This window comes from Nocardioidaceae bacterium, from assembly GCA_018672315.1.
In the GTDB taxonomy this organism is placed as follows: domain Bacteria; phylum Actinomycetota; class Actinomycetes; order Propionibacteriales; family Nocardioidaceae; genus TYQ2.
The window spans coordinates 2,089,544-2,110,107 of record CP076053.1; the positions used below are offsets into that span (position 1 = coordinate 2,089,544).

At 73.1% G+C, this 20,564-nt stretch carries 22 protein-coding genes; 16 read left to right on the plus strand and 6 right to left on the minus strand.

Features of this window, described 5'->3' with window-relative positions; all coding sequences use genetic code 11:
• Positions 1-18 precede the first annotated feature (18 nt).
• Positions 19-1,830 carry a DEAD/DEAH box helicase gene (locus KLP28_10075; GenBank protein QWC83971.1) on the plus strand — a complete coding sequence of 604 codons (1,812 nt, stop codon included), beginning with the start codon at positions 19-21 and terminating at the stop codon, positions 1,828-1,830.
• A 25-nt stretch (positions 1,831-1,855) separates the two neighbouring features.
• Here KLP28_10075 and KLP28_10080 read toward each other — a convergent pair whose 3' ends face one another.
• The gene (locus tag KLP28_10080) at positions 1,856-3,634 is read right to left on the minus strand and encodes an MFS transporter (protein ID QWC83972.1); all 1,779 of its coding nucleotides are present in this window, start codon (positions 3,632-3,634) and stop codon (positions 1,856-1,858) included.
• Between the two features lie 118 nt (positions 3,635-3,752).
• On the opposite strand from KLP28_10080, the gene KLP28_10085 reads away from it, so the two are divergent.
• Positions 3,753-4,739, plus strand: coding sequence for an alpha/beta hydrolase (locus KLP28_10085; GenBank protein QWC83973.1), 987 nt, complete (start codon positions 3,753-3,755; stop codon positions 4,737-4,739).
• A 4-nt stretch (positions 4,740-4,743) separates the two neighbouring features.
• Here the strand turns inward: KLP28_10085 and KLP28_10090 are convergent, their stop codons facing one another.
• Positions 4,744-5,460, minus strand: coding sequence for a hypothetical protein (locus KLP28_10090; protein ID QWC83974.1), 717 nt, complete (start codon positions 5,458-5,460; stop codon positions 4,744-4,746).
• Between the two features lie 125 nt (positions 5,461-5,585).
• Between KLP28_10090 and KLP28_10095 the strand changes: the two genes are divergently transcribed.
• The gene (locus KLP28_10095; protein QWC83975.1) at positions 5,586-6,368 is read left to right on the plus strand and encodes an enoyl-CoA hydratase/isomerase family protein; all 783 of its coding nucleotides are present in this window, start codon (positions 5,586-5,588) and stop codon (positions 6,366-6,368) included.
• A gap of 19 nt (positions 6,369-6,387) precedes the next feature.
• On the opposite strand, the gene KLP28_10100 is transcribed toward KLP28_10095, so the two are convergent.
• The 3 genes from KLP28_10100 to KLP28_10110 form a co-directional block, all read right to left on the minus strand.
• The gene (locus tag KLP28_10100; GenBank protein ID QWC83976.1) at positions 6,388-6,996 is read right to left on the minus strand and encodes an isochorismatase family protein; all 609 of its coding nucleotides are present in this window, start codon (positions 6,994-6,996) and stop codon (positions 6,388-6,390) included.
• Between the two features lie 23 nt (positions 6,997-7,019).
• Positions 7,020-8,567 carry a long-chain-fatty-acid--CoA ligase gene (locus KLP28_10105; protein ID QWC83977.1) on the minus strand — a complete coding sequence of 516 codons (1,548 nt, stop codon included), beginning with the start codon at positions 8,565-8,567 and terminating at the stop codon, positions 7,020-7,022.
• A 76-nt stretch (positions 8,568-8,643) separates the two neighbouring features.
• The gene (locus tag KLP28_10110) at positions 8,644-9,954 is read right to left on the minus strand and encodes a nicotinate phosphoribosyltransferase (GenBank protein QWC86913.1); all 1,311 of its coding nucleotides are present in this window, start codon (positions 9,952-9,954) and stop codon (positions 8,644-8,646) included.
• A gap of 56 nt (positions 9,955-10,010) precedes the next feature.
• On the opposite strand from KLP28_10110, the gene clpS reads away from it, so the two are divergent.
• Complete coding sequence (gene clpS / locus KLP28_10115) at positions 10,011-10,322, plus strand: ATP-dependent Clp protease adapter ClpS (GenBank protein ID QWC86914.1); 312 nt, start codon at positions 10,011-10,013, stop codon at positions 10,320-10,322.
• Positions 10,319-10,906 carry a DUF2017 domain-containing protein gene (locus tag KLP28_10120; protein QWC83978.1) on the plus strand — a complete coding sequence of 196 codons (588 nt, stop codon included), beginning with the start codon at positions 10,319-10,321 and terminating at the stop codon, positions 10,904-10,906. The genes clpS and KLP28_10120 overlap by 4 nt, the downstream gene beginning before the upstream one ends.
• A gap of 60 nt (positions 10,907-10,966) precedes the next feature.
• On the opposite strand, the gene KLP28_10125 is transcribed toward KLP28_10120, so the two are convergent.
• Positions 10,967-11,446: a GNAT family N-acetyltransferase gene (locus KLP28_10125; GenBank protein ID QWC83979.1), complete on the minus strand. Its 480-nt coding sequence runs from the start codon at positions 11,444-11,446 to the stop codon at positions 10,967-10,969.
• On the opposite strand from KLP28_10125, the gene KLP28_10130 reads away from it, so the two are divergent.
• The 11 genes from KLP28_10130 (at position 11,445) to KLP28_10180 (ending at position 20,547) form a co-directional block, all read left to right on the plus strand.
• On the plus strand, positions 11,445-11,948 hold the full coding sequence (locus KLP28_10130; protein ID QWC83980.1) for a M67 family metallopeptidase: 504 nt from the start codon (positions 11,445-11,447) through the stop codon (positions 11,946-11,948). The genes KLP28_10125 and KLP28_10130 overlap by 2 nt on opposite strands.
• Before the next feature lie 46 nt (positions 11,949-11,994).
• A complete protein-coding gene (locus KLP28_10135) occupies positions 11,995-12,273 on the plus strand; it encodes a MoaD/ThiS family protein (protein QWC83981.1) in 279 nt (92 codons plus the stop codon).
• 31 nt (positions 12,274-12,304) lie between these two features.
• Positions 12,305-13,252, plus strand: coding sequence for a cysteine synthase (locus KLP28_10140; GenBank protein ID QWC83982.1), 948 nt, complete (start codon positions 12,305-12,307; stop codon positions 13,250-13,252).
• A 19-nt stretch (positions 13,253-13,271) separates the two neighbouring features.
• The gene (locus KLP28_10145; protein ID QWC83983.1) at positions 13,272-13,640 is read left to right on the plus strand and encodes a hypothetical protein; all 369 of its coding nucleotides are present in this window, start codon (positions 13,272-13,274) and stop codon (positions 13,638-13,640) included.
• Positions 13,633-14,049 carry a hypothetical protein gene (locus KLP28_10150; GenBank protein QWC83984.1) on the plus strand — a complete coding sequence of 139 codons (417 nt, stop codon included), beginning with the start codon at positions 13,633-13,635 and terminating at the stop codon, positions 14,047-14,049. The genes KLP28_10145 and KLP28_10150 overlap by 8 nt, the downstream gene beginning before the upstream one ends.
• Before the next feature lie 55 nt (positions 14,050-14,104).
• On the plus strand, positions 14,105-14,941 hold the full coding sequence (gene murI, locus KLP28_10155; GenBank protein QWC83985.1) for a glutamate racemase: 837 nt from the start codon (positions 14,105-14,107) through the stop codon (positions 14,939-14,941).
• Positions 14,938-15,696, plus strand: a complete 759-nt coding sequence (locus KLP28_10160) for an MBL fold metallo-hydrolase (GenBank protein QWC83986.1) — start codon at positions 14,938-14,940, stop codon at positions 15,694-15,696. Before murI ends, KLP28_10160 begins: the two co-directional genes overlap by 4 nt.
• 84 nt (positions 15,697-15,780) lie before the next feature.
• The gene (locus KLP28_10165; GenBank protein QWC83987.1) at positions 15,781-16,539 is read left to right on the plus strand and encodes a maleylpyruvate isomerase family mycothiol-dependent enzyme; all 759 of its coding nucleotides are present in this window, start codon (positions 15,781-15,783) and stop codon (positions 16,537-16,539) included.
• A gap of 45 nt (positions 16,540-16,584) precedes the next feature.
• Positions 16,585-17,343 (plus strand): ribonuclease PH, encoded by a 759-nt coding sequence (rph, locus tag KLP28_10170; protein QWC83988.1) that lies wholly within the window; start codon positions 16,585-16,587, stop codon positions 17,341-17,343.
• Between the two features lie 10 nt (positions 17,344-17,353).
• Positions 17,354-17,989, plus strand: a complete 636-nt coding sequence (rdgB, locus tag KLP28_10175) for an RdgB/HAM1 family non-canonical purine NTP pyrophosphatase (GenBank protein ID QWC83989.1) — start codon at positions 17,354-17,356, stop codon at positions 17,987-17,989.
• A 59-nt stretch (positions 17,990-18,048) separates the two neighbouring features.
• Positions 18,049-20,547 (plus strand): penicillin acylase family protein, encoded by a 2,499-nt coding sequence (locus KLP28_10180; protein ID QWC83990.1) that lies wholly within the window; start codon positions 18,049-18,051, stop codon positions 20,545-20,547.
• Positions 20,548-20,564: the final 17 nt, after the last annotated feature.

Below are 20,564 nucleotides of genomic sequence, written 5' to 3' on the forward strand. Positions count from 1 at the left end.
GGTCCCCACCGCACCTCCATGGATTCCTCCCACGACGGCCAGGTCCCGCCCGTCGACCTCTCCCCGGCCTACCCGGCGAGAGCCGCCTGGGGCACCGCGCAGCCGCTGCGCGCCTGGCAGGCCGCAGCCGTGTCCGCGTACGCCGAGACGCAGCCTCGCGACTTCCTCGCGGTCGCGACGCCGGGTGCGGGCAAGACCACCTTCGCCCTGACCATCGCCTCGGAGCTGCTGGCCCGCCGTGTGGTCGATCGCGTCACCGTCGTCGCGCCGACGGACCACCTCAAGACGCAGTGGGCCGAGGCGGCCGAGCGCGTCGGCATCCCGCTGGACCCGGCGTACGGCACGCGGAGCGGCAAGCAGTCGCGTGACTTCGTCGGCGTCGCGCTGACCTACGCCGGCGTGGCGGTGAACCCGTTGGCCCACCGCATCCGCACCGAGCGCTCCAAGACCCTGGTCATCCTCGACGAGGTGCACCACGCCGGCGACGCGCTCTCGTGGGGTGAGGCGGTGCGCGAGGCGTTCGAGCCGGCCGTACGGCGGCTGGCGCTCACCGGTACGCCGTTCCGGTCCGACGTGAACCCCATCCCGTTCGTCACCTACGCCCCTGGCGCGGACGGCGTTGACCGGTCGGTGGCGGACTACACCTACGGCTACGCGCACGCCCTGCGCGACCACGTCGTGCGGCCGGTGCTCTTCATGGCCTACTCCGGGCAGATGACGTGGCGTACGCGGGCCGGCGACGAGGTGGCCGCACGGCTCGGGGAGCCGCTGACCAAGGACGTCACCCAGCAGGCGCTGCGCACGGCGCTGGACCCCGAGGGGTCGTGGATGCCCTCGGTGCTCGCGGCGGCCGACAAGCGGCTGACCGAGGTGCGCCGCCACGTGCCGGACGCCGGCGGGCTCGTCATCGCCACCGACCAGGACTCCGCCCGGGCGTACGCGAAGCTGCTCACGGCGGTGAGCGGCGAGAAGCCGGCGGTCGTCCTGAGCGACGAGAAGGCCGCGTCCAAGAAGATCTCGGCCTTCACCGACTCCGACGCCCGCTGGATGGTGGCGGTGCGCATGGTCTCCGAGGGCGTCGACGTGCCGCGTCTGGCTGTCGGGGTGTACGCGACGACGACCGCGACCCCGTTGTTCTTCGCCCAGGCCGTGGGGCGTTTCGTCCGCGCCCGCCGGCGGGGCGAGACCGCCTCGATCTTCCTGCCGTCGGTGCCTCGGCTCCTCGGCCTCGCCAGCGATCTCGAGGCCGAGCGCGACCACGTGCTGGGGCGGCCGGTGAGCGACGAGGACGACATCTTCGCCGCCGAGGAGCAGCTGTTGGCCGCCGCGGCGGCCGGGGAGTCCGCGATGGCCGAGGAGCAGCTCGGCGAGTGGGAGGCTCTGGGCTCGGACGCCTCCTTCGACCGGGTGCTCTACGACGGCGGCGAGTGGGGTCACGAGGGAGAGGTCAGCGTCGGCTCGGAGGAGGAGATGGACTTCTTGGGCATCCCCGGCCTGCTCGACCACGACCAGGTGCGCGAGCTGCTGCACTCACGTCAGGCGGAGCGGGCGCAGCGCGCCCGGCGCCCGGGCGCGGCCGGGTCGACGACGGACGCGCCGGACGCGCCGACGCGAGCGTCCACCACGCACGAGCAGCTGGCGGTGATGCGCCGCGAGCTCAACGGGCTCGTGGCCGCGTGGTTCCACCGCACCGGGACCCCGCACGGCGTGACGCACAACAACCTGCGCAAGTCCTGCGGAGGTCCGCCGGCCGCGGTCGCCACCGGGGACCAGCTCAAGGAGCGCATCGACACCATCCGCGCGTGGGCCGCGAAGGGGTCCACGGGCTGAGGCCGGCCGCCCGGCTCGCCGTGGGTCAGGCGTTGGGCCCGCCGGCGGCGACCTGGCCTCGCCGGGCCTCGGCGTCCTCGAGGGGCTCGTCGGGAGCGTCCTCGACGGTGCCGGCGGGGTCGCCGAGCTCGGCGACGGGGTCCCCCTCCGAGGTGGACTGCTCGCTCTCGGCCGCCTGACGCGCCTGGGACGCGGAGCCGCTCCGCAGCTCGAGCGCCGGCAGCCGGACCAGCACCACGAGGGCGAGGATCATCAGTGCCGCCGCGATGCCGAACACGAAGGTGAGCGAATCGGTGAACCCGGCCAGGAACGGCGCGGCCACGCCGTCGGGCAGCTGCTGGAGGAACGAGGTGTCGGAGAGGTCGGTCGCCCGGCCCGCCACCTCCTGCAACCGGGGAGCGAGCGCGGGGTCGGCCTGCGAGGCGGCGCCGACCTCCGAGGAGATGTCGCCGGGCAGACGGGTGAAGAGGACGGAGAAGAACGCTGCCGCACCCAGCGTGCCGCCCAGCTGACGGAACGAGGTCACCGAGGAGGTGGCCACGCCGATCTGCCGGGGGTCCACGGCGTTCTGCACGGCGAGCACCATCGGCTGGAAGTTGAAGCCGAGCCCGAGGCCGACGGCGAGCATCATCGGTGCCAGCAGCCACCACGACGTCGACGGCTCGACGACCAGCGCCATGGCGGTCAGGCCTCCGCCGACGAGCACGACGCCGCCGATGGGCAGCGGGCGGTAGGTGCCCGTGCGCGCGATGAACTGACCGGAGATCAGCGACGCGGTCATGATGCCGAGCACCAGCGGGATCGTCTGGAGACCCGCCACGGTGGGGGTGGACCCCTTGACGACCTGCAGGTACTGCGGCAGCAGCAGCAAGGCGCCGAACATGCCCATCCCGATGATGATGCTGGACAGGGCACCGACCGCGAAGGTGCGGTTGCGGAAGAGCGCCAGCGGCAGCAGGGCGTCGGCGCCGTAGCCGAGCTCGATGCGGACGAAGGCGGCCAGACCCACCGCGGCGATCACGTACGACGTCACGGCCGCCGCGGAGAGCCAACCCCACGTACGCCCCTGCTCTGCCACGACGAGCACCGGGACCAGGAAGGTGATCATGGCCAGCGCGCCGGGCCAGTCGATGCGGTGCTCCGCGCGGCGCACGGCGGGGAGGTACAGCACCCGCGACACCACGACGAAGGCCAGCAGGCCGAGGGGCACGTTGATCCAGAAGATCCAGCGCCAGCCCGCGAGTCCGACGATCGACGCCTGGCCGGCGAGGAAGCCGCCGATGACGGGACCGAGCACGCTGGAGGTGCCGAAGACAGCCATGAAGTAGCCCTGGTACCGCGCCCGCTCGCGGGGCGCGACGACGTCGGCGATGATGGCCAGGGCCAGCGACATCAGGCCGCCCGCGCCGATGCCCTGCACGGCGCGGAAGACCGCCAGCTCGTACATCGAGCCGGCGATGCCGCACAGCGCCGAGCCGATCACGAAGATCGTGATGGCGGCGAGGTAGAAGGGCCGTCGACCGTAGAGGTCGGAGAGCTTGCCGTAGAGCGGCGTCGAGATGGTCGAGGTGATGAGGAAGGCCGTGGTCGCCCACGCCTGGAGGTCGTAGCCCTGGAGGTCGTCGGCGATGGTGCGGATCGCGGTGGAGACCACGGTCTGGTCGAGCGCGGCGAGGAACATGCCCACCATGAGTCCCGAGACGATCGTCAGCACCTGACGGTGGCTGAAGTGGCCCTCGGCGTCGGGGGCGGCCTTCGCGAGACGCTCCTCGCGGGTGACGTGACGGGGACGGGTCAGGCTCATGGGGCACTCCTCGGGTCGACGCCTCTCATTGTTGCCGAGGGCAACGGTTTTAGTCGCATCTTTCGGGACGGTGCGACGAGTCTCACGCGTGGGCGGCCGGTGGTGCGAGGATCGGGCGATGCGCCAGGACCCGCCCGCCGACCGGTCACCCTCGCCCCACCCGGTCCCCAGCCACGGCGTGCTCCTGGGGGCGGACCGTTGGCGCGCGGGCAACGACGACCTGCTGGGGCCCGGTGGGCGGCCGTGCGTGGTCATGGCGCACGGCTTCGGGTGCACCCGTGACGGCGGCCTGGCCGCGTACGCCGCCGCCTTCGCCGCGGCCGGGTGCGACGTGCTGGTCTTCGACTACCGAGGTTTCGGTACCTCCGGGGGCACCCCGAGGCAGGACGTCGACCACCGCCGGCACCGCGAGGACTACACCGCCGCGGTCGCCGAGGCCCGGCGCCTCGACGGGGTCGACCCCGAGCGCATCGTGCTGTGGGGCACGTCGTACTCGGGCGGCCACGTGCTGGCCGTCGCCGCGGACGACCCCCGCGTGGCCGCGGTGGTCAGCCAGGGGGCCGCGGTCGACGGCCGTGCGATCCTGCTGGGCACCGGCCGCGGGTCCTCCTCGCGCGACGACGAGGGCGGTGCCCCGGGGAGCGCCTCGAGCGCGCGCCGTGCCGCCCGGATCGCCTCGGCGGTCGCGCGTGACCTCCTTGCCTCCGTGACGGGGCGCCGACCGGTGCACCTGGCCGTCTTCGGGAACCCCGGTGAGGCCGCCCTGATGACGGCGCCGGGCGGCGCACGCGCGCTCGCGCCGATCCTGGGGCCGACGTTCCGCAACGAGCTGTGTGCGCGCGGGCTGCTGCGCATCCCGCGCAACCGCCCGGTGACGGTCGCGGCGCAGGTGCGCTGCCCGGCCCTGCTGGTGATCGCCGAGCGGGACGAGATCGCGCCGCCGTCCTCGGTGCGTGAGGCCGCGAGGGCCATGGCGCGCTCCGAGGTCGCGGCGTACGACTGCTCGCACTTCGCGCTCTACGCCGACGCGCCCGGCTCCGTCTTCGGCGACGTGCTCGAGCGTCAGCTCGCCTTCCTGGGGTCCCGGCTCGCCCTGGGTGTGTAAGGAGTCAGCCGACCACGGCCGCGCGGAGCCAACGACGCGTACGCCTCACGGTGTCGTCGTCGACCTCGGCCGCCGCCGGGTCGACCAGCACCGGCTCCGCGGGCTCGCCGTCGAGGCTCGCCCGCACCCCGGCGAGGAGGTTGCGCCACCCGACGGCGTGCTGGCGCGACGTCGGGCCGTCGACGCGGGCCGCGACCATCGCGACCTCCCGGTCCAGGGCGGCCTCCACCAGGTCGGCGACGAACCGCGGGTCCGTGTCGCAGGGGACGGCCAGCACCGCTTCCGCCGCCGCGATCTCGTCGAGACCCCGGAGCAGTGCGGCCGGCAGACCCGCGCCGGCCGGGCCCGGGTACGAGGGCAGGGTCAGCACCAGCGAGAGCTCGTCGGGGTCGTCGGGTGCGACGCCCTGCGCGCGGGCGTCGTCGAGCGCCGCGACCACCCGTCGCACGTTGACGTCGGTGTCGATCTCGTCGCGCAGCGCGAGCCCGAGCCAGCGGGGTGTCGCGGGGCCCCGGGCGGCCCACGCGAGGGCGGGTGAGACGTCGCCGGCTCCCCGGTCCACGCGGACGTGGAGGGGCTCGTCCGCCCAGCCCGCGTCGAGGTCCGGGAGGTCCGCGTCGGTGACGAGCCAGGCGCCGACCTCGGCGGGCCGCGGACCGGGCGCGGTCCGACGTCGGTGCTCGAAGCCGTCCCAGGGACTGGTGCGTGGTGCGTCGCTCATGCCCCGCCACGCTACCGATGCGGACGAGGGCGTGTGGTGCGTCCGACGCCTCGATGTCGCCGTCGTCGACACGCTGGTCGCGGCGCGGTGTTGACCGTCGGACCCGTGGTGCCTTGGATCGGTGCATGACGAACCACGACGCACCGGTGCTCATCGACCACGCCGACGGGATCCTGCGACTGACGATGAACCGCCCGGAGGTGATGAACGCCTTCTCCCCGGACCTCAACGACACCGTCGCCGGCGAGCTCGAGGCGGCCACCGCGCGGGACGACGTACGCGTGGTGCTGCTGACCGGGTCCGGGCCCGCCTTCAGTGCCGGCGCCGACCTGGCGGCCCCGGGTGGGACCGCCGCGTTCGACGACTCGACCATGGAGCACGCGAACCGCCTCATCCGCGCCGTGGTCGGTTGCGACAAGCCGGTCGTGGCGGGTGTCAACGGTGTCGCCGCAGGTGTCGGGACCGCCCTGGCCCTGGCGTGCGACCTGCAGGTCTGCACCGAGTCCGCAGGGCTGGTGATGGGGTTCGCGGCGATCGGTCTGATGCCCGACGGCGGCACCTCGGCGACGGTCCCCGCGGCCATGGGGCGGGCGCGCGCGATGCGCATGGCTCTGCTCAGCGAGATGCTGAGTGCCCGCGAGGCGTACGACGCGGGCCTGGTGAGCCACTGCGTGCCCGACACGGACTACGCGTCGACGCTGGACACGGTGCTCGCGAAGCTCGCCGCCGGTCCGCCGCTGTCGCTCGCCGCCACCAAGAAGGCGGTCAACGCCGCCGCCGTGCCGGAGCTGAACGCCGCCCTCGAGCGGGAGCGCTCCGGCCAGGTCGTGCTGATGCGCACCGACGACTTCGCCGAGGGGGTCGCCGCCTTCACCGGCAAGCGCCGGCCGGCCTTCGGCGGCAGCTGAGCGCGCACCGGCCCGCGGGTCAGCCTCGGCGCACGCCGGCGTCGGCGAACTCGCCCCAGGCCGCCTCGGTGGTGGTGGGGGCGACGCCGGCGACCAGGCTCTCGAGGACCGTCACGTCGAACCCCTCCTTCGCGGCGTCGAGAGCGGTGGCGCGTACGCAGTAGTCCGTGGCGATGCCGCACACGTCGACGTGGCTGATGCCGTGCTCGCGCAGCCAGCTCGCCAGCGGCCGTCCCGAGTCGACCTGCGTGCCCTCGAAGCCGGAGTAGGCCGCCTCGTACTCGCCCTTGACGAAGACCGCGTCGAAGTCCTCGGCGCCCAGCGCGGGATGGAACCGCTCACCCTCGGTGCCCACCTCGCAGTGCTTGGGCCAGGAGTGCTCGAAGTCCGGGTTCTCCGACCAGTGGGAGCCGGGGTCGACGTGGTGGTCGCGGGTCGCGACGACGACGTCGTACGCCGTGCTGCGTCCGTCCGCGTCCGCGTCCGCGCCCTGCTCGCGCGCCGCGAGGAGCGCGGCGACGCCCTCGGCGACCGCGGCGCCCCCCGTGACGCCCATCGACCCGCCCTCGCAGAAGTCGTTCTGCACGTCGACGACCACGAGGCCCCGTCCGGTGACTGCACTGCTCATGGCCAGGGCCTACCCGACCCGGCTCAGTTGATGCTGCGGTCCGAGGCGTCCCAGAACGGTTCGCGCAGCACCCGCTTGAGCAGCTTGCCCGTGGGGTTGCGGGGCAGCTCGGTGGCGAAGCTGACCGACTTGGGACGCTTGAACCCGGCGATGCGGTCGCGGGTCCACTCGACCAGCTCCTCCTCGGTCGTTTCGCTGCCCGGGGCCCGGACCACGACCGCGTGCACGGCCTCGCCCCACTTGTCGTGGGGCACGCCGATCACCGCGACGTCGGCGACGGCGTCGTGCTGGGACAGGACGTCCTCGACCTCGATCGGGTACACGTTCTCGGCGCCGGTGACGATCATGTCCTTGATGCGGTCGGTGAGGAACAGGAAGCCGTCGTCGTCGAGATAGCCGGCGTCGCCGGTGTGCAGCCAGCCGTCGGCGTCGAAGGCCTCCGCCGTCTTGTCCGGCATGCCCCAGTAGCCCTTCGCGTTCTGCACCGAGCGGATCAGCACCTCACCCACCTCGCCCGTCGGCTGGGCCTCGCCGGTGGCGGGGTCGACGCAGCGGATCTCGACCCAGGGGTACGGCTTGCCGGCGCTGCGCATGAGGTGGGCCCGGGGGCCGCCCGGGTCGTGGTCCTCGGCGGACAGCTCGGTGATGGCCCCGGTGGTCTCGGTGAGGCCGTAGACCTGGAACAGCGGGGCCTTGAACGTGTCGAGCGAGGCCTGCAGCACCGAGGAGGTGATGGGGGAGGCGCCGTAGGCGATGGAGCGCATCGAGGAGTAGTCCCGGTCCGCCGCCCCGTCGACGGCGCACATCATCTGCAGGAACGCAGGAACCAGGAACGCGTTGGTGAGCTTCTCCCGCTCGATGGTGTCGATGAGTGCCGCGGGGTCCGGCATCGGCACGAGCACGTCGGTCGCGCCGTTCGCCAGCCCGCACATCGCCCACCCCGACCCGCCGATGTGGAACAGCGGCATGGCGACGAGGCAACGGGAGTCGGCGTCGACGTCCCAGGAGGCGGCGATGTCGTAGAGCCGCGCGCAGTTCGCGTTGGTGATCATCACGCCCTTGGGCAGTCCGGTCGTGCCCGAGGTGTAGAGCTGCAGCACCACGTCGTCCTCGCCGGAGACCCGGCCCGGGTCGGTGTCGTCGCCGGCCTCGAGCCAGGCGTCGTACTCCTCGCCCACCGTGAGCACGGTCGTCAGCTCCGGCGCGGCCTCCCGGATCATCGGCACCGCCTGCGCGAACGCCTGGCCGACGACGAGCACGCGGGCCGTGGAGTCGGCGACGATCTGGCCCATCTCACCGGGGGTCAGCCGGAAGTTCAGCGGGACGATCGCGGCCCCGATCTTGGCGCAAGCGTGCGAGATCTCGAAGAACTCGGGGTTGTTGAGGTCGAGGTAGGCCACCCGTCCCTCCTCCCCGACACCGGCTGCGAGCAGCTGGTTGGCCACCCGGTTGCCGTTGCGCTCGAGGTCCGCGTACGTCAACGTCCGCGCCGCGCCCTGCAGGGCGACGTGGTCGGCGCGGGTGCGGGCGAGCTCGGCGAGCTTCTCGACCATGGGTGGCATGAGGGTCACGGGTCGACCTCCGGGGTGGGGAGCGGCGGGTCCCGGCAACCTAGCCGTGACGCGGCTCACATGCCAACGAGGAGGGTCACGAGGACACGGTCGGGAGGCACGGCTCGCCCCGGCTGAGTCGACGTGCGGCGCGCGGCAGGTCCGACCTGCACCGGGCGTGACGGTCGCGGGCGGCCTGCAGCGGTTCGTCGCCCACGACCTCGCCACCGCGCACCAGCGGCACCTGCAGGACGCGGTCGCCGTCGCGGGGCTCCACCTCCTCGACGCTCACCACCTCCTCGGTCGCGGTGCCGGCACGGTCGTGCCGGCGCACGGCCGTCTTGCGCCCGCCGACGGTCGCCTTGGCGGCGCTGTCCTTCGCGACCGGCTCGAGGTCGCCGCCGGCACCCTCGCGGGCCACCAGCTTGTAGACGAAGCCGCTGGTGGGGTGGCCCGAACCGACGACCAGCTGGGTGCCGACCCCGTACGCGTCGACCGGCGCGCCCGCGAGGGCGGCGATCGCGTGCTCGTCGAGGTCGGAGGTGACCACGATGCGGGTGTCGTGGGCGCCCAGCCGGTCCAGCTGGGCACGGACCTCGTGCGCGAGCTCGCCGAGGTCGCCGGAGTCGAGGCGGACGGCGCCGAGTCCGGGGCCGGCCACCTCCACGCCCAGGGCGACCGCCTCGGCGACGTCGTAGGTGTCGACGAGCAGCGTCGTGCCGACGCCGAGGGCGTCCACCTGCGCGGTGAACGCGTCGCGCTCGGAGTCGTGCAGCAGGGTGAAGGAGTGCGCGCTGGTGCCCGCGGTCGGCACCCCGTGCCGCGCGCCCGCGGCGAGGTTCGAGGTGGTCGCGAAGCCCGCGACGTACGCCGCCCGCGCCGCCGCGACGGCTGCCTCCTCGTGCGTACGCCGGGAGCCCATCTCGATGCAGGGCCGCCCGTCCGGGCCGCCGGCCGCGCTCGTCATCCGCGAGGCCGCGGAGGCGATGGCGGCGTCGTGGTTGAGGATGCTGAGCAACAGCGTCTCCAGCAGGACGCCCTCGGCGAAGGTGGCCTCCACGGTGAGCACGGGGGAGTCGGGGAAGTAGATGTCGCCCTCGGCGTAGCCGTCGATGTCGCCGGTGAAGCGCCACGCCGCCAGGTGCTGCAGGGTCCTGTCGTCGACGACCCCGTGCCGGTCCAGTGCGCCGAGCACGTCGTCGTCGAAGCGGAACCTCCGCAGCGTCTCGAGCGCGCGCCCGGTGCCCGCGACCACCCCGTAGCGCCGACCGCTCGGCAGACGTCGCGCGAAGAGCTCGAAGACGCACCGACGCTGCGCGGTGCCGCTCTCGAGGGCGGCCTGCAGCATCGTGAGCTCGTAGTGGTCGGTGAGCAGGGCGGAGGAGGTCACGGGCGCGAGCCTTCCCAGCCTGGGCGATCCCACCGGCGACCAGGCACAATGCGCACGTGCCTGCCCTGACCGTCCTGGACACCGCGGCTCCTGCTGAGGTCGAACCCGACCAGGAGCTCGAGAGCGTCGCCGAGGAGACGCCGGCCGCGCAGAACCCGTGGATCACCGTCGTGTGGAACGACCCGGTCAACCTGATGTCCTACGTCGTGTTCGTCTTCCAGGACTACTTCAAGCACCCGCGCAAGAAGGCCGAGAAGCTGATGATGGAGGTGCACGAGGAGGGCCGGTCGGCGGTCTCCTCGGGCACGCGCGAGGAGATGGAGCGCGACGTGCAGGCGATGCACGGCTACGGCTTGTGGGCGACCCTGCAGAAGGCGGACGCATGACGACCGGGTTCCGTCGCAGGCGCCGCAGCGGCACCGTGGTGGTGACCCTGACGGGGTTCGAGGCCGACCTGCTGCGCTCCCTGGCCTCGCAGCTGGTCGAGCTGCTGCGCAGCGAGGAGGCCCAACCCTCCAGCGACGACCCGCTCGAGGCGATGTTCGACTTCACCGGGCCGACCACCGAGCCCGACGACCCGGTGCTGGCCCGACTCTTCCCCAGCGCCTACCGCGACGACGAGGAGGCGGCCGGGGAGTTCCGTCGCTTCACCGAGGGGTCCCTGCGCTCGGCCAAGGCGACCGCAGCCGGGACGGTGATCGACGCGCTCGTCGAGGCAGGACTGCCCGACCAGCTCCCCGAGGAGGGCCAGGTCGAGGTGGAGGTCGAGCTCGACCTCGCGGCGGCTCGTACGTGGATGAAGGTCTTCACGGACGTGCGCCTGGCGCTCGCGACCCGCCTCGGGGTCGAGGAGGGCGACGAGGAGTTCTGGTGGACGCTGCCGGAGGACGACCCGCGGTCCCACGTGCACGACATCTACGAGTGGGTCGGGGAGCTGCAGGAGACGCTGGTCCGCGCCGTCACCGCCTGACCGGTGCGGACGGCAGCTCCGCTGTCGGCACAGGGTGCCGGATGCACCGGTGGGGCTGAGTCATGACCGAGGGCCCTCGTGCTCGGCCGACCCCGCGGTGCCACGACCCCGCATCGGCACGTGGGGGATCCCGTCCTCGACGAACTCCGCGCCGTCGACGGCGAACCCGAGCCGCTCGTACCAGGCACGCAGGTGCGACTGGGCGTCCAGCACGACCGTCGTGCCGTCCCCGCAGACGTCGAGCGCCCGGCGTACGAGGGCAGCCGACAGGCCCCGGCCCCTTGCCCGCCCGGCGGTGCAGACCCTCCCGATGCGTCGCGTCCCGTCCGGTTCGGTGAGCAGCCGCAGGTAGGCGCTCGGTCCCCGCTCGTCCGCGGTCCACAGGTGCCGCGCGGTCGGCTCGGCGTCGCGGCCGTCGAGCTCGGCGTACGCACACTGCTGCTCGACGACGAACACGTCGACCCGCAGCCGCGCGAGGTCGTGCCAGGTGGGGGCGTCGAGGTCGATGAGGGCGGCGACGTGGACGGACGGACCGGTCATGGCAGCAGTGTGGCTGCCCACTCCCCGGGACGCGTCCGGCAGGCCCCTGCGGCCCGACTACGCTCGGGCCGTGCTCAGCATCAGCCGCGAGATCGTCGAGGCGATCATCGCCCACGCCAAGCGTGACCACCCCGACGAGGCGTGCGGCGTCGTCGTCGGACCCGAGGGCTCCGACCGTCCCGAGCGGTTCGTCCCGATGGTCAACGCCGCCGGCTCGCCGACCTTCTACGAGTTCGACTCCACCGAGCTGCTGGCCCTCTACAAGCAGATGGACGCGAACGACGAGGAGCCGGTCGTGGTGTACCACTCCCACACGGCGACCGAGGCGTACCCCAGCCGCACCGACATCGGGCTCGCCCAGGAGCCGCACGCCCACTACGTGCTGGTCAGCACACGCGAGCACGGGAACAACGAGGGTGACGTCGAGTTCAGGTCGTACAGGATCGTCGACGGCGAGGTCACCGAGGAAGAGGTCAGCGTCGTCGACGCCCCGGCCGGCTGAGACGCTGGCCCCGCAACCGCACCAGCAACCGAGCAGAGGAAGCACCATGGCAGTCGAGGTACGGATCCCGACCATCCTGCGCACCTACACCGACGGCGAGAAGTCGGTGCAGGCCCAGGGAGGCACGCTGGCCGAGGTCATCGACGACCTCGAGGCGAACTACTCCGGCATCAAGAACCGGCTCGTCGACGACGGCGACATCCGCCGCTTCGTCAACGTCTACGTCAACGACGAGGACGTGCGCTTCACCGGCGGGCTCGAGACCTCGGTCTCCGACGGCGACCAGGTCGTCATGCTGCCGGCGGTCGCCGGCGGCGCCTGCTGAGCCGCGCCGGGCAGACCACACCGCCTCGACCGTGCGCTTCGACAACCTGATCGACTCGGTCGGCAGGACCCCGCTGGTGGGCCTGCCGGCCCTGTCGCCGTCCCCCGACGTACGACTGTGGGCGAAGCTCGAGGACCGACAGCCCACCGGGTCGATCAAGGACCGCGCCGCGCTCGGCATGATCGAGGCGGCCGAGAAGGACGGGCTGCTGCGGCCCGGCTGCACGATCCTGGAGCCCACCAGCGGCAACACCGGCATCTCCCTCGCGATGGCGGCGAAGCTCAAGGGCTACCGGCTGGTGTGCGTGATGCCGGAGAACACCTCCGAGGAGCGCCGCCAGCTGCTGCGCATGTGGGGGGCGGAGATCGTGTCCTCACCGGCGGCGGGCGGCTCGAACGAGGCCGTGCGCGTCGCGAAGCGGCAGGCCGAGGAGCACCCCGACTGGGTGATGCTCTACCAGTACGGCAACCCCGCCAACGCCCAGGCGCACTACGACGGCACGGGGCCGGAGATCCTCGAGGACCTGCCGAGCGTCACGCACTTCGTCGCCGGGCTCGGCACCACCGGCACGCTGATGGGCACCGGGCGCTTCTTCCGCGAGCACAAGCCCGAGGTGCGCATCGTCGCGGCCGAGCCGCGCTACGGCGAGCTCGTGTACGGCCTGCGGAACCTCGACGAGGGCTTCGTCCCCGAGCTGTACGACGCCTCGCTCATCGACGCGCGCTTCTCGGTGGGCCCGCGCGACGCGGTGCGTCGGGTGCGTGAGCTGCTGGAGAGCGAGGGCATCTTCGCCGGCATCTCCACGGGTGCGATCCTGCACGCCGCGCTGGGCCAGGCGGCCAAGTCGGTCACGGCGGGCGAGCGCGCCGACATCGCGTTCATCGTGTGCGACGGCGGCTGGAAGTACCTCTCGACCGGCGCGTACGAGGGCACGATCGACGAGGCCGAGGACCGTCTCGAAGGTCAGTTGTGGGCATGAGAACCGCTGGAGGGCCCGCATGATCGTCCCGGTCACGGCTGCCGCGATCGGCTGCGGACTGATGCTGCTGATCGCCGTGGTGGGGCTGGTGCGCGACACCGCCCCGGGGCGTCTCTTCCTGCTGGTGGCGGGTGCGACGACCCTCGCGCTGGTGGTGGTGCTCGGCTTCGGTGTCGCCGAGGTCGTGACGGCCGAGCGCACCGGTGGGGCGGGCACGGTGGTCACCTACCTGGCGTACCTCGCCGCGGCGGCCGCGGCTGTCCCGGTCGCGCTGCTGTGGGCGGCCGCGGAGCGGACGCGCTCGGGGACGCTGGTGCTGCTCGTGGCGGCGCTGACGGTGCCGTTCCTGCTGGTCCGGGCGCTCGACGTGTGGTCCGTCCGTGGCTGAGCGGGCGGCGGACACCTCCCACGGCCCCGGCCGTCTGCTCGTGGCGGCGTACGCGATCCTCGCCATCGGCGCGACGGGTCGCTCCGGGGTCCAGCTGGCCACCGGGGCCTCGGAGGCGCCGCTCGCGTACGGCCTGAGCGCCTTCGCCGCCGTGGTGTACATCGTCGCGACGCTCGCCCTGGCTAGGGACTGGTGGCGCCTGGCCCTGGTCGCCTGCTCGGTCGAGCTGGTCGGTGTGCTGTCCGTCGGCACCCTGACCGTCGTCGACGCCGGCGACTTCCCCGACGCGACCGTGTGGTCGCTGTACGGGCAGGGCTACCTGTTCCTGCCGCTCGTGCTTCCCGTGCTGGGGCTGCTGTGGCTGCGGCGCACCGGGCGGTCTCGCGGGCCGGTGAGCCCGCGTGCCTGACCTCACGCCCACAACGGGGGCCCGCGTGGGTCCGGGCCACTAGCCTGGGACGACCATGACGGACGCACCGATCGGCATCTTCGACTCCGGCTTCGGGGGTCTGACGGTCGCGCGTGCGGTGATGGACCAGCTGCCCCACGAGCGGGTGCTCTACTACGGCGACACCGCGCGTCAGCCGTACGGGCCCAAACCGATCGCCCAGGTGCGCGAGTACGCCCTGGAGTGCCTGGACCACCTGGTCGCCCAGGGGGTGAAGATGCTCGTGATCGCCTGCAACTCCGCCTCGGCGGCCGTGCTGCGGGATGCGCGGCAGCGCTACGACGTGCCGGTGGTCGAGGTCATCTTCCCGGCGACGCGACGCGCGGTCGCCGCGTCGCGGTCAGGTCGCATCGGCGTGATCTGCACCCAGGCGACCGCCGACTCCCAGGCCTACGACGACGCCTTCGCCGCCGCGCCGCAGGTGACGCTGTCGACGCGGGCATGCCCTGACTTCGTGGAGTTCGTCGAGGCAGGGGTGACGAGCGGACCGGAGCTGACGGCGACCGCCCACGCCTACCTCGACCCGCTGATCGCCGACGAGGTCGACACGCTGGTGCTGGGGTGCACCCACTACCCGCTGCTGACCGGCGTGCTGGCCTGGGTGATGGGGGACCGGGTCACGCTCGTCTCCAGCGCCGAGGAGACCGCGAAGGACGTCTACCGTGGCCTGGTCGGCGGAGACCTGGAGCGCGACCCCGCGGCGCCCGCGCCCGAGCACGTCTTCCTCACCACGGGCGACCCGGCGGTCTTCGAGGAGATCGGACGCCGGTTCCTCGGGCCGGAGCTCACCGGCACCACCCGGCGGGTCGAGAGCGTCCTCGGAACCCCCGACGGCGTGGAGGTGTCGGTATGAGGCTGACCGTCGTCGGGTGCTCCGGCTCCTATCCCGGCCCGGCGTCCTCGGCGTCGTGCTACCTGGTCGAGGCCGACCACGAGGGGCGTACGTGGCGCCTGCTGCTCGACCTCGGCAACGGAGCCCTCGGGTCCCTGCAGCGCCACGCGGACCCGCTGACCGTCGACGCCGTGCTGCTCTCGCACCTGCACGCCGACCACTGCCTCGACATGTGCGGCTACTACGTGATGCGCAAGTACCACCCCACGGGTCCGCAGCCGCGCATCCCCGTCTACGGGCCCGACGGCACCGCAGCGCGGCTGGCGCGGGCGTACGACCTGCCCGAGGACCCCGGCATGACCGAGGAGTTCGACTTCGAGGTCTTCCCCTCCGGGTCGTTCGTCCTCGGACCGTTCACCGTGACCGCGTCCCCCGTGGCGCATCCGGTGCCGGCGTACGCCCTCCGGGTCGAGGCCGGCGGCCGGGTGCTGACCTACTCCGGCGACACCGGGCCGTGCGGCGCCCTGGAGAAGGCGGCTCGAGGGGCGCACGTGTTCCTGTGCGAGGCGAGCTTCCGCGAGGTGGACGACAACCCGCCGGACCTGCACCTCACCGGCGCCGAGGCGGGAGCCGCCGCCACCCGCGCCGGCGCAGGGAGCCTGCTGCTGACGCACGTGCCGCCCTGGCACGACGACGCCGAGATCCTCGCCGAGGCACGTCCGGCCTTCGACGGACCGCTCGAGCTGGTCCGGTGCGGGCACACCTACGACGTCTGAACGGCGTCCGGATCCGACGTCCCGGCGACGTCGGATCCGGCCGCAACGGGTGTGCTCTCGCCACCCGACCGCTAGGTTCGGCAGATGCTGGAGCCAGAGAAGTACGACGAAGAGCTGCGGCGTCACGTGGCAGCCTTCGAGCAGCTCCTGTCCGCGGTGGACGTCGACGCCCAGGTCCCGACGTGTCCCGGGTGGAGCGTGCACGACCTCGTCGAGCACCTCGGCACGATCCTCGACTGGGCGCGGCAGGCCCTCGTGGAGGGGGACTCGGCCCACCCCCCGGACCTGCCGGAGGAGGCGGCGCCGACGGGAAGCGGTGCGCTGCGTGGCTGGTTCTGCGAGCGGGCCGACCGGGTCGTGGACACCCTGGCCGACGTCGGCACCGAGCAGCCCTGCTGGGGCTTCGGCCTGCGTCCGCGCACGTCGGCCTTCTGGTGGCGTCGCATGACCCACGAGATGGCCATCCACCTGCACGACCTGAGAGCCGCGCACGCCGGCTCCTCCCGCGACGTCGACGAGCCGGTGTGGGGGACCACCGAGATGGCCTCGGACGCGGTCGAGGAGGTCGTCCGGGTCTTCTTCCCCCGCCAGGTCCGACGCGACCGGTGCGAGCCGCTGCAGGCGGCGGTGCTGATGATGCCCGAGGACGCCGAGGGGTCGGGATGGGTGCTGGCCGGTGACGGCAGCGACGACGACGCCATCGCCGACGTCACGGTCACCGGACCCGTGGAGCAGCTGGCGCTGCTGGTCTGGCACCGCCTCGACGTCGACGACGACCGGCTGACCATCCAGGGAGAGCGGGCTGCGGTCGAGCACGTCATGGCCTCGGAGATCACGCCGTGAGGCCTCGCGGCCCGGCCGGCGCTCTCCCTGGCTAGGGTCGAGGCCATGACTCGCGCAGACGGCCGCACCGTCGACCAGCTCCGCCCCGTACGCCTCACCCGTGGGTGGCTCGACCACGCCGCGGGCTCCGTGCTCGTCGAGTTCGGCGGCACCCGCGTGCTGTGCGCCGCCTCGGCGAGCGAGGGCGTGCCGCGGTGGCGCAAGGGCTCCGGGCTGGGGTGGGTGACCGCGGAGTACGCGATGCTCCCGAGCTCCACCAACACCCGGTCGGCGCGCGAGTCGGTCAAGGGTCGCATCGGGGGGCGTACGCACGAGATCTCACGCCTGGTCGGTCGGTCGCTGCGGGCCGTCATCGACGACCGCGCGCTGGGCGAGAACACGATCACGCTGGACTGCGACGTGCTCCAGGCCGACGGCGGCACCCGCACCGCCGCCATCACGGGGGCGTACGTCGCGCTCGTCGACGCGGTCGCCCACCTGCGTGAGAAGGGCGCCCTGGCCGGGGACCCGCTCACGGGGTCCGTCGCCGCGGTCAGCGTCGGCATCATCGACGGCGAGCCGCGCCTGGACCTGCCCTACGAGGAGGACGTGCGCGCCGAGACCGACATGAACGTCGTGATGACCGGCGACGGTCGCTTCGTCGAAGTGCAGGGCACGGCGGAGGCCGAGCCGTTCGATCGCGCGCTGCTCGACTCGCTGCTCGACCTCGCCGCCGGCGGGTGCGCGGAGCTGACCCGGCTGCAGCAGGCCGCGCTGGACGCGCCGGCGGCGGGCCTGCACGGCATGCGCGCCCCGCAGGCCTGAACGGTCCGCGGTGACACAGGCGCCGACGGTCTTCCTGGCCTCCCGCAATCCCGGCAAGGTCGCCGAGATGCAGCGGATCCTCGGTGAGCACCTTCCGGGGGTGGAGGTGAGGGGTCTCGGCGACGTGGAGGCGTACGACGAGCCGGTCGAGGACCGGGAGACGTTCGCGGGCAACGCGGTCCTCAAGGCCGCGACCGGGCTCCGGGCCACCGGACTGCCCACGATCGCCGACGACTCCGGGCTGTGCGTGGACGCGCTGAACGGCATGCCCGGCGTCCTGTCCGCACGGTGGTCGGGTCTGCCCAAGGACGACGACCGCAACAACCGGCTGCTGCTCGACCAGCTGCACGACGTTCCCGACGCGCGGCGCACCGCCACGTTCCGGTGCGCCGTCGCCGTCTGCCTGCCCTGGCGCGAGGAACCGCTGGTGGTCGAGGGAACCATGCCCGGGCGGGTGATCCGCGAGTGCCGGGGCGAGAGCGGCTTCGGCTACGACGTGCTGTTCGTGCCCGAGGCCCACGACTCGGAGAAGGGCGGTGACGGACGGACGTCGGCCCAGCTGACCAAGCCCGAGAAGGACGCGATCTCGCACCGCGGTGCGGCCCTGCGGGAGCTCGCCCCCCTGGTGGCCGCGGCGTTCGCCTGAGGGCGACGGATCACGACGAAACCTGGCGACCGGACCGGTCCAGGCACTACGGTCCGCGCATGCGAACCCTGCGCGCCGCGCGCACCTCCCGTACGCAGAGCCCCGGCGCGCTGACGGCGCTGACCGCGCTGCTCGTCGCCGGAGGGCTCGCCGTGCCCCAGCACGTGACCCCCGCAGCTGCGACGGCTCCGGCCGCGGCAGCCCCGGCCGCGCGGGGTGACGACGCGACGCGTGAGGTGCTCCGGCCCACGACGGGCCGCTACCGCGCGACCATCCGCCTCACCCGCCACGGCATCCCGCACATCACCGCGCAGGACTACGGCTCGCTCGGGTTCGGCAAGGGGTGGATGACCACGAGGCAGAGCGGCTGCAACCTCATCGACACCGTGCTCACCGGGCGCGGCATCCGCTCGAAGGTGCTCGGCCCGGCCACGCGGTACGCCGACGGCGTCACGCTGGACGCCTCGAACCTCGAGGTGGACACCCTCGCCGGCGACCTCCGCAACCGTCGCGTGGTCGAGAAGCTGCTGCGGGACCCTCTCACCGGTCCCGGCCCCGAGGTGCGCGCGATGGTGACGGGGTACGTCGCGGGCGCCAACCGCTACCTCGCGAGCATCGGCGGGTGGCGCAACTACTCCGACCCGACCTGCAACCGACTGCCGGGACTGCCCGCGCGGGTGCAGCCGATCGACCTCTACTACGGCATCTACTTCGCCAACCTGCTCGCCAGCGCCGGGGTCTTCGTCTCCGAGATCGCCGGAGCCTCGCCGCCGTCGCCGGGGGACCCGGGGTTGCCGTCGGTCCCGTTGGCCGCCGACGTCGACCGTGACGCGCTGCTGCGCGCCCTGGGCCGCGACCCCGACCGCCCCTTCGGGTCCAACGCCACTGCCGTCGGCAGCCGCGACACCTCGACGGGCAAGGGCATGCTGCTGGGCAACCCCCACTTCCCGTGGAACGGCCGCTACCGCTTCGACCAGAGCCACCTGCGCATCCCCGGGGAGTACGAGGTCTCCGGAGGAAGCCTGATCGGTAGCCCGGTGGTGAACATCGGGTGGAACCGCGACGTCGCCTGGAGCCACACGGTCTCCACGGCCTACCGCTTCACCCCGTACGAGTACCGCACCGTCGTGCCGGGCGGGCTCACCTACCTCACGGCGGACGGACCGAGGCAGGTGCAGCGCCGCGAGGTCGAGGTGACCGTACGTCGACCCGACGGGTCGCTGCGCACCGTCGTCGAGGACGTGTACCGCACCCCGGAGGGCTACGTCATCGACGCACCCGAGCAGCTGATGGCGTGGTCCCCGGTGAGCTTCTTCGCGATCCGCGACGCGAACGCCGAGCACCTGCGCACCCTCGACACCTTCTGGGCGATGGGTAAATCGCGGAGCGTGCGCTCGCTGCTGCGCGCGCAGGACCGTGGCGCCGGGATGCCGTGGGTCAACACCATCGCCGCCGACCGGCGTGGCCACGCCCTCTACGCCGACCACTCGGTCGTGCCGAACGTGCCCGACGCCCTCGTGCAACGGTGCCTGACCCCGATCGGGGCGGTGCTGCTGGAGGTCGCCGGACTCCCCGGGCTCGACGGCACCCGAGCGGCGTCCGACTGCGCCTGGCGCACGGACGCCGACGCGCAGCGGCCCGGCATCTTCGGCCCGACGAACCTGCCGCAGACGATCACGCGGGACTGGGTGGTCAACGCGAACGACTCCCACTGGCTGCCCAACCCCGACACCCGGCTCGAGGGCTTCGCGGAGATCATCGGGTGCGAGCAGTGCGAGCGCACGGTGCGTACGCGCATGGTCTACCGCTACGTGACGGACCGGCTCGCCGGCCGCGACTCGCTCGCGCGGGGCCGCAAGGTCACCCCGCGGACGCTGCGGACCACCCAGCACGAGAACCGTGTCTTCGCCGCGGAGCTGGCCCGCCAGGGTGGCGACCTCGCGACGGTGTGCCGCCTCGCCGCCGGCGGCGACGCCTGTCGCACCCTGGCCGCGTGGGACGGTCGGTCCGACCGCTCCAGCCGCGGCACCGCGCTGTTCGAGGAGTTCTGGCGGCGCGCCGGTGGCGTGACGGGGCTCTGGCAGGTGCCGTTCTCCGCCGCCGACCCGGTGCGTACGCCCCGCGACCTCAACGAGACGAATCCGCTCGTGGTGCAGGCGATGCGCGACGCCCTCGCCCACCTCGAGGAAGAGGGCATCGCCCACGACGCGCCCTGGGGTCTCGTGCACCGTGCCGGTGACCTGGGAGCCCCGCCGGTGCGGCTCGGTGGCGGCGAGGGCTTCAGCGGCAACGCGAACGCGCTCGCGGCGACGGTGGTCGACGGTCGGTACCGCGTCGACTACGGCAGCAGCCACATCCAGGCCGTCTCGTTCCTGCCGCGCGGGCGCGTGCAGGCCCGGACGATCCTGACCTACGGACAGGCGATCGACCCGACCTCGGCGTACGCGGCCGACCAGACCCGCCTCTTCGGCCGGGAGCGCTGGGTCGCCTTCCCGACGTCGGAGAAGCAGATCGGACGGCAGCTGGTGCGCGTGCTGCGGGTCGGCGGCCCGGCCTGATCGCTCGGCCTGGCCCC

What these genes read in the sequence shown, in the direction of transcription:
- KLP28_10075 (QWC83971.1), top strand. Translation starts at nt 19, where the DNA reads ATGGATTCCTCCCACGACGGCCAGGTCCCGCCCGTCGACCTCTCCCCG.
- KLP28_10080 (QWC83972.1), bottom strand. Translation starts at nt 3,634, where the DNA reads ATGAGCCTGACCCGTCCCCGTCACGTCACCCGCGAGGAGCGTCTCGCG.
- KLP28_10085 (QWC83973.1), top strand. Translation starts at nt 3,753, where the DNA reads ATGCGCCAGGACCCGCCCGCCGACCGGTCACCCTCGCCCCACCCGGTC.
- KLP28_10090 (QWC83974.1), bottom strand. Translation starts at nt 5,460, where the DNA reads ATGAGCGACGCACCACGCACCAGTCCCTGGGACGGCTTCGAGCACCGA.
- KLP28_10095 (QWC83975.1), top strand. Translation starts at nt 5,586, where the DNA reads ATGACGAACCACGACGCACCGGTGCTCATCGACCACGCCGACGGGATC.
- KLP28_10100 (QWC83976.1), bottom strand. Translation starts at nt 6,996, where the DNA reads ATGAGCAGTGCAGTCACCGGACGGGGCCTCGTGGTCGTCGACGTGCAG.
- KLP28_10120 (QWC83978.1), top strand. Translation starts at nt 10,319, where the DNA reads ATGACGACCGGGTTCCGTCGCAGGCGCCGCAGCGGCACCGTGGTGGTG.
- KLP28_10130 (QWC83980.1), top strand. Translation starts at nt 11,445, where the DNA reads ATGGCAGCAGTGTGGCTGCCCACTCCCCGGGACGCGTCCGGCAGGCCC.
- KLP28_10125 (QWC83979.1), bottom strand. Translation starts at nt 11,446, where the DNA reads ATGACCGGTCCGTCCGTCCACGTCGCCGCCCTCATCGACCTCGACGCC.
- KLP28_10135 (QWC83981.1), top strand. Translation starts at nt 11,995, where the DNA reads ATGGCAGTCGAGGTACGGATCCCGACCATCCTGCGCACCTACACCGAC.
- KLP28_10145 (QWC83983.1), top strand. Translation starts at nt 13,272, where the DNA reads ATGATCGTCCCGGTCACGGCTGCCGCGATCGGCTGCGGACTGATGCTG.
- murI (QWC83985.1), top strand. Translation starts at nt 14,105, where the DNA reads ATGACGGACGCACCGATCGGCATCTTCGACTCCGGCTTCGGGGGTCTG.
- KLP28_10160 (QWC83986.1), top strand. Translation starts at nt 14,938, where the DNA reads ATGAGGCTGACCGTCGTCGGGTGCTCCGGCTCCTATCCCGGCCCGGCG.
- KLP28_10165 (QWC83987.1), top strand. Translation starts at nt 15,781, where the DNA reads ATGCTGGAGCCAGAGAAGTACGACGAAGAGCTGCGGCGTCACGTGGCA.
- rph (QWC83988.1), top strand. Translation starts at nt 16,585, where the DNA reads ATGACTCGCGCAGACGGCCGCACCGTCGACCAGCTCCGCCCCGTACGC.
- KLP28_10180 (QWC83990.1), top strand. Translation starts at nt 18,049, where the DNA reads ATGCGAACCCTGCGCGCCGCGCGCACCTCCCGTACGCAGAGCCCCGGC.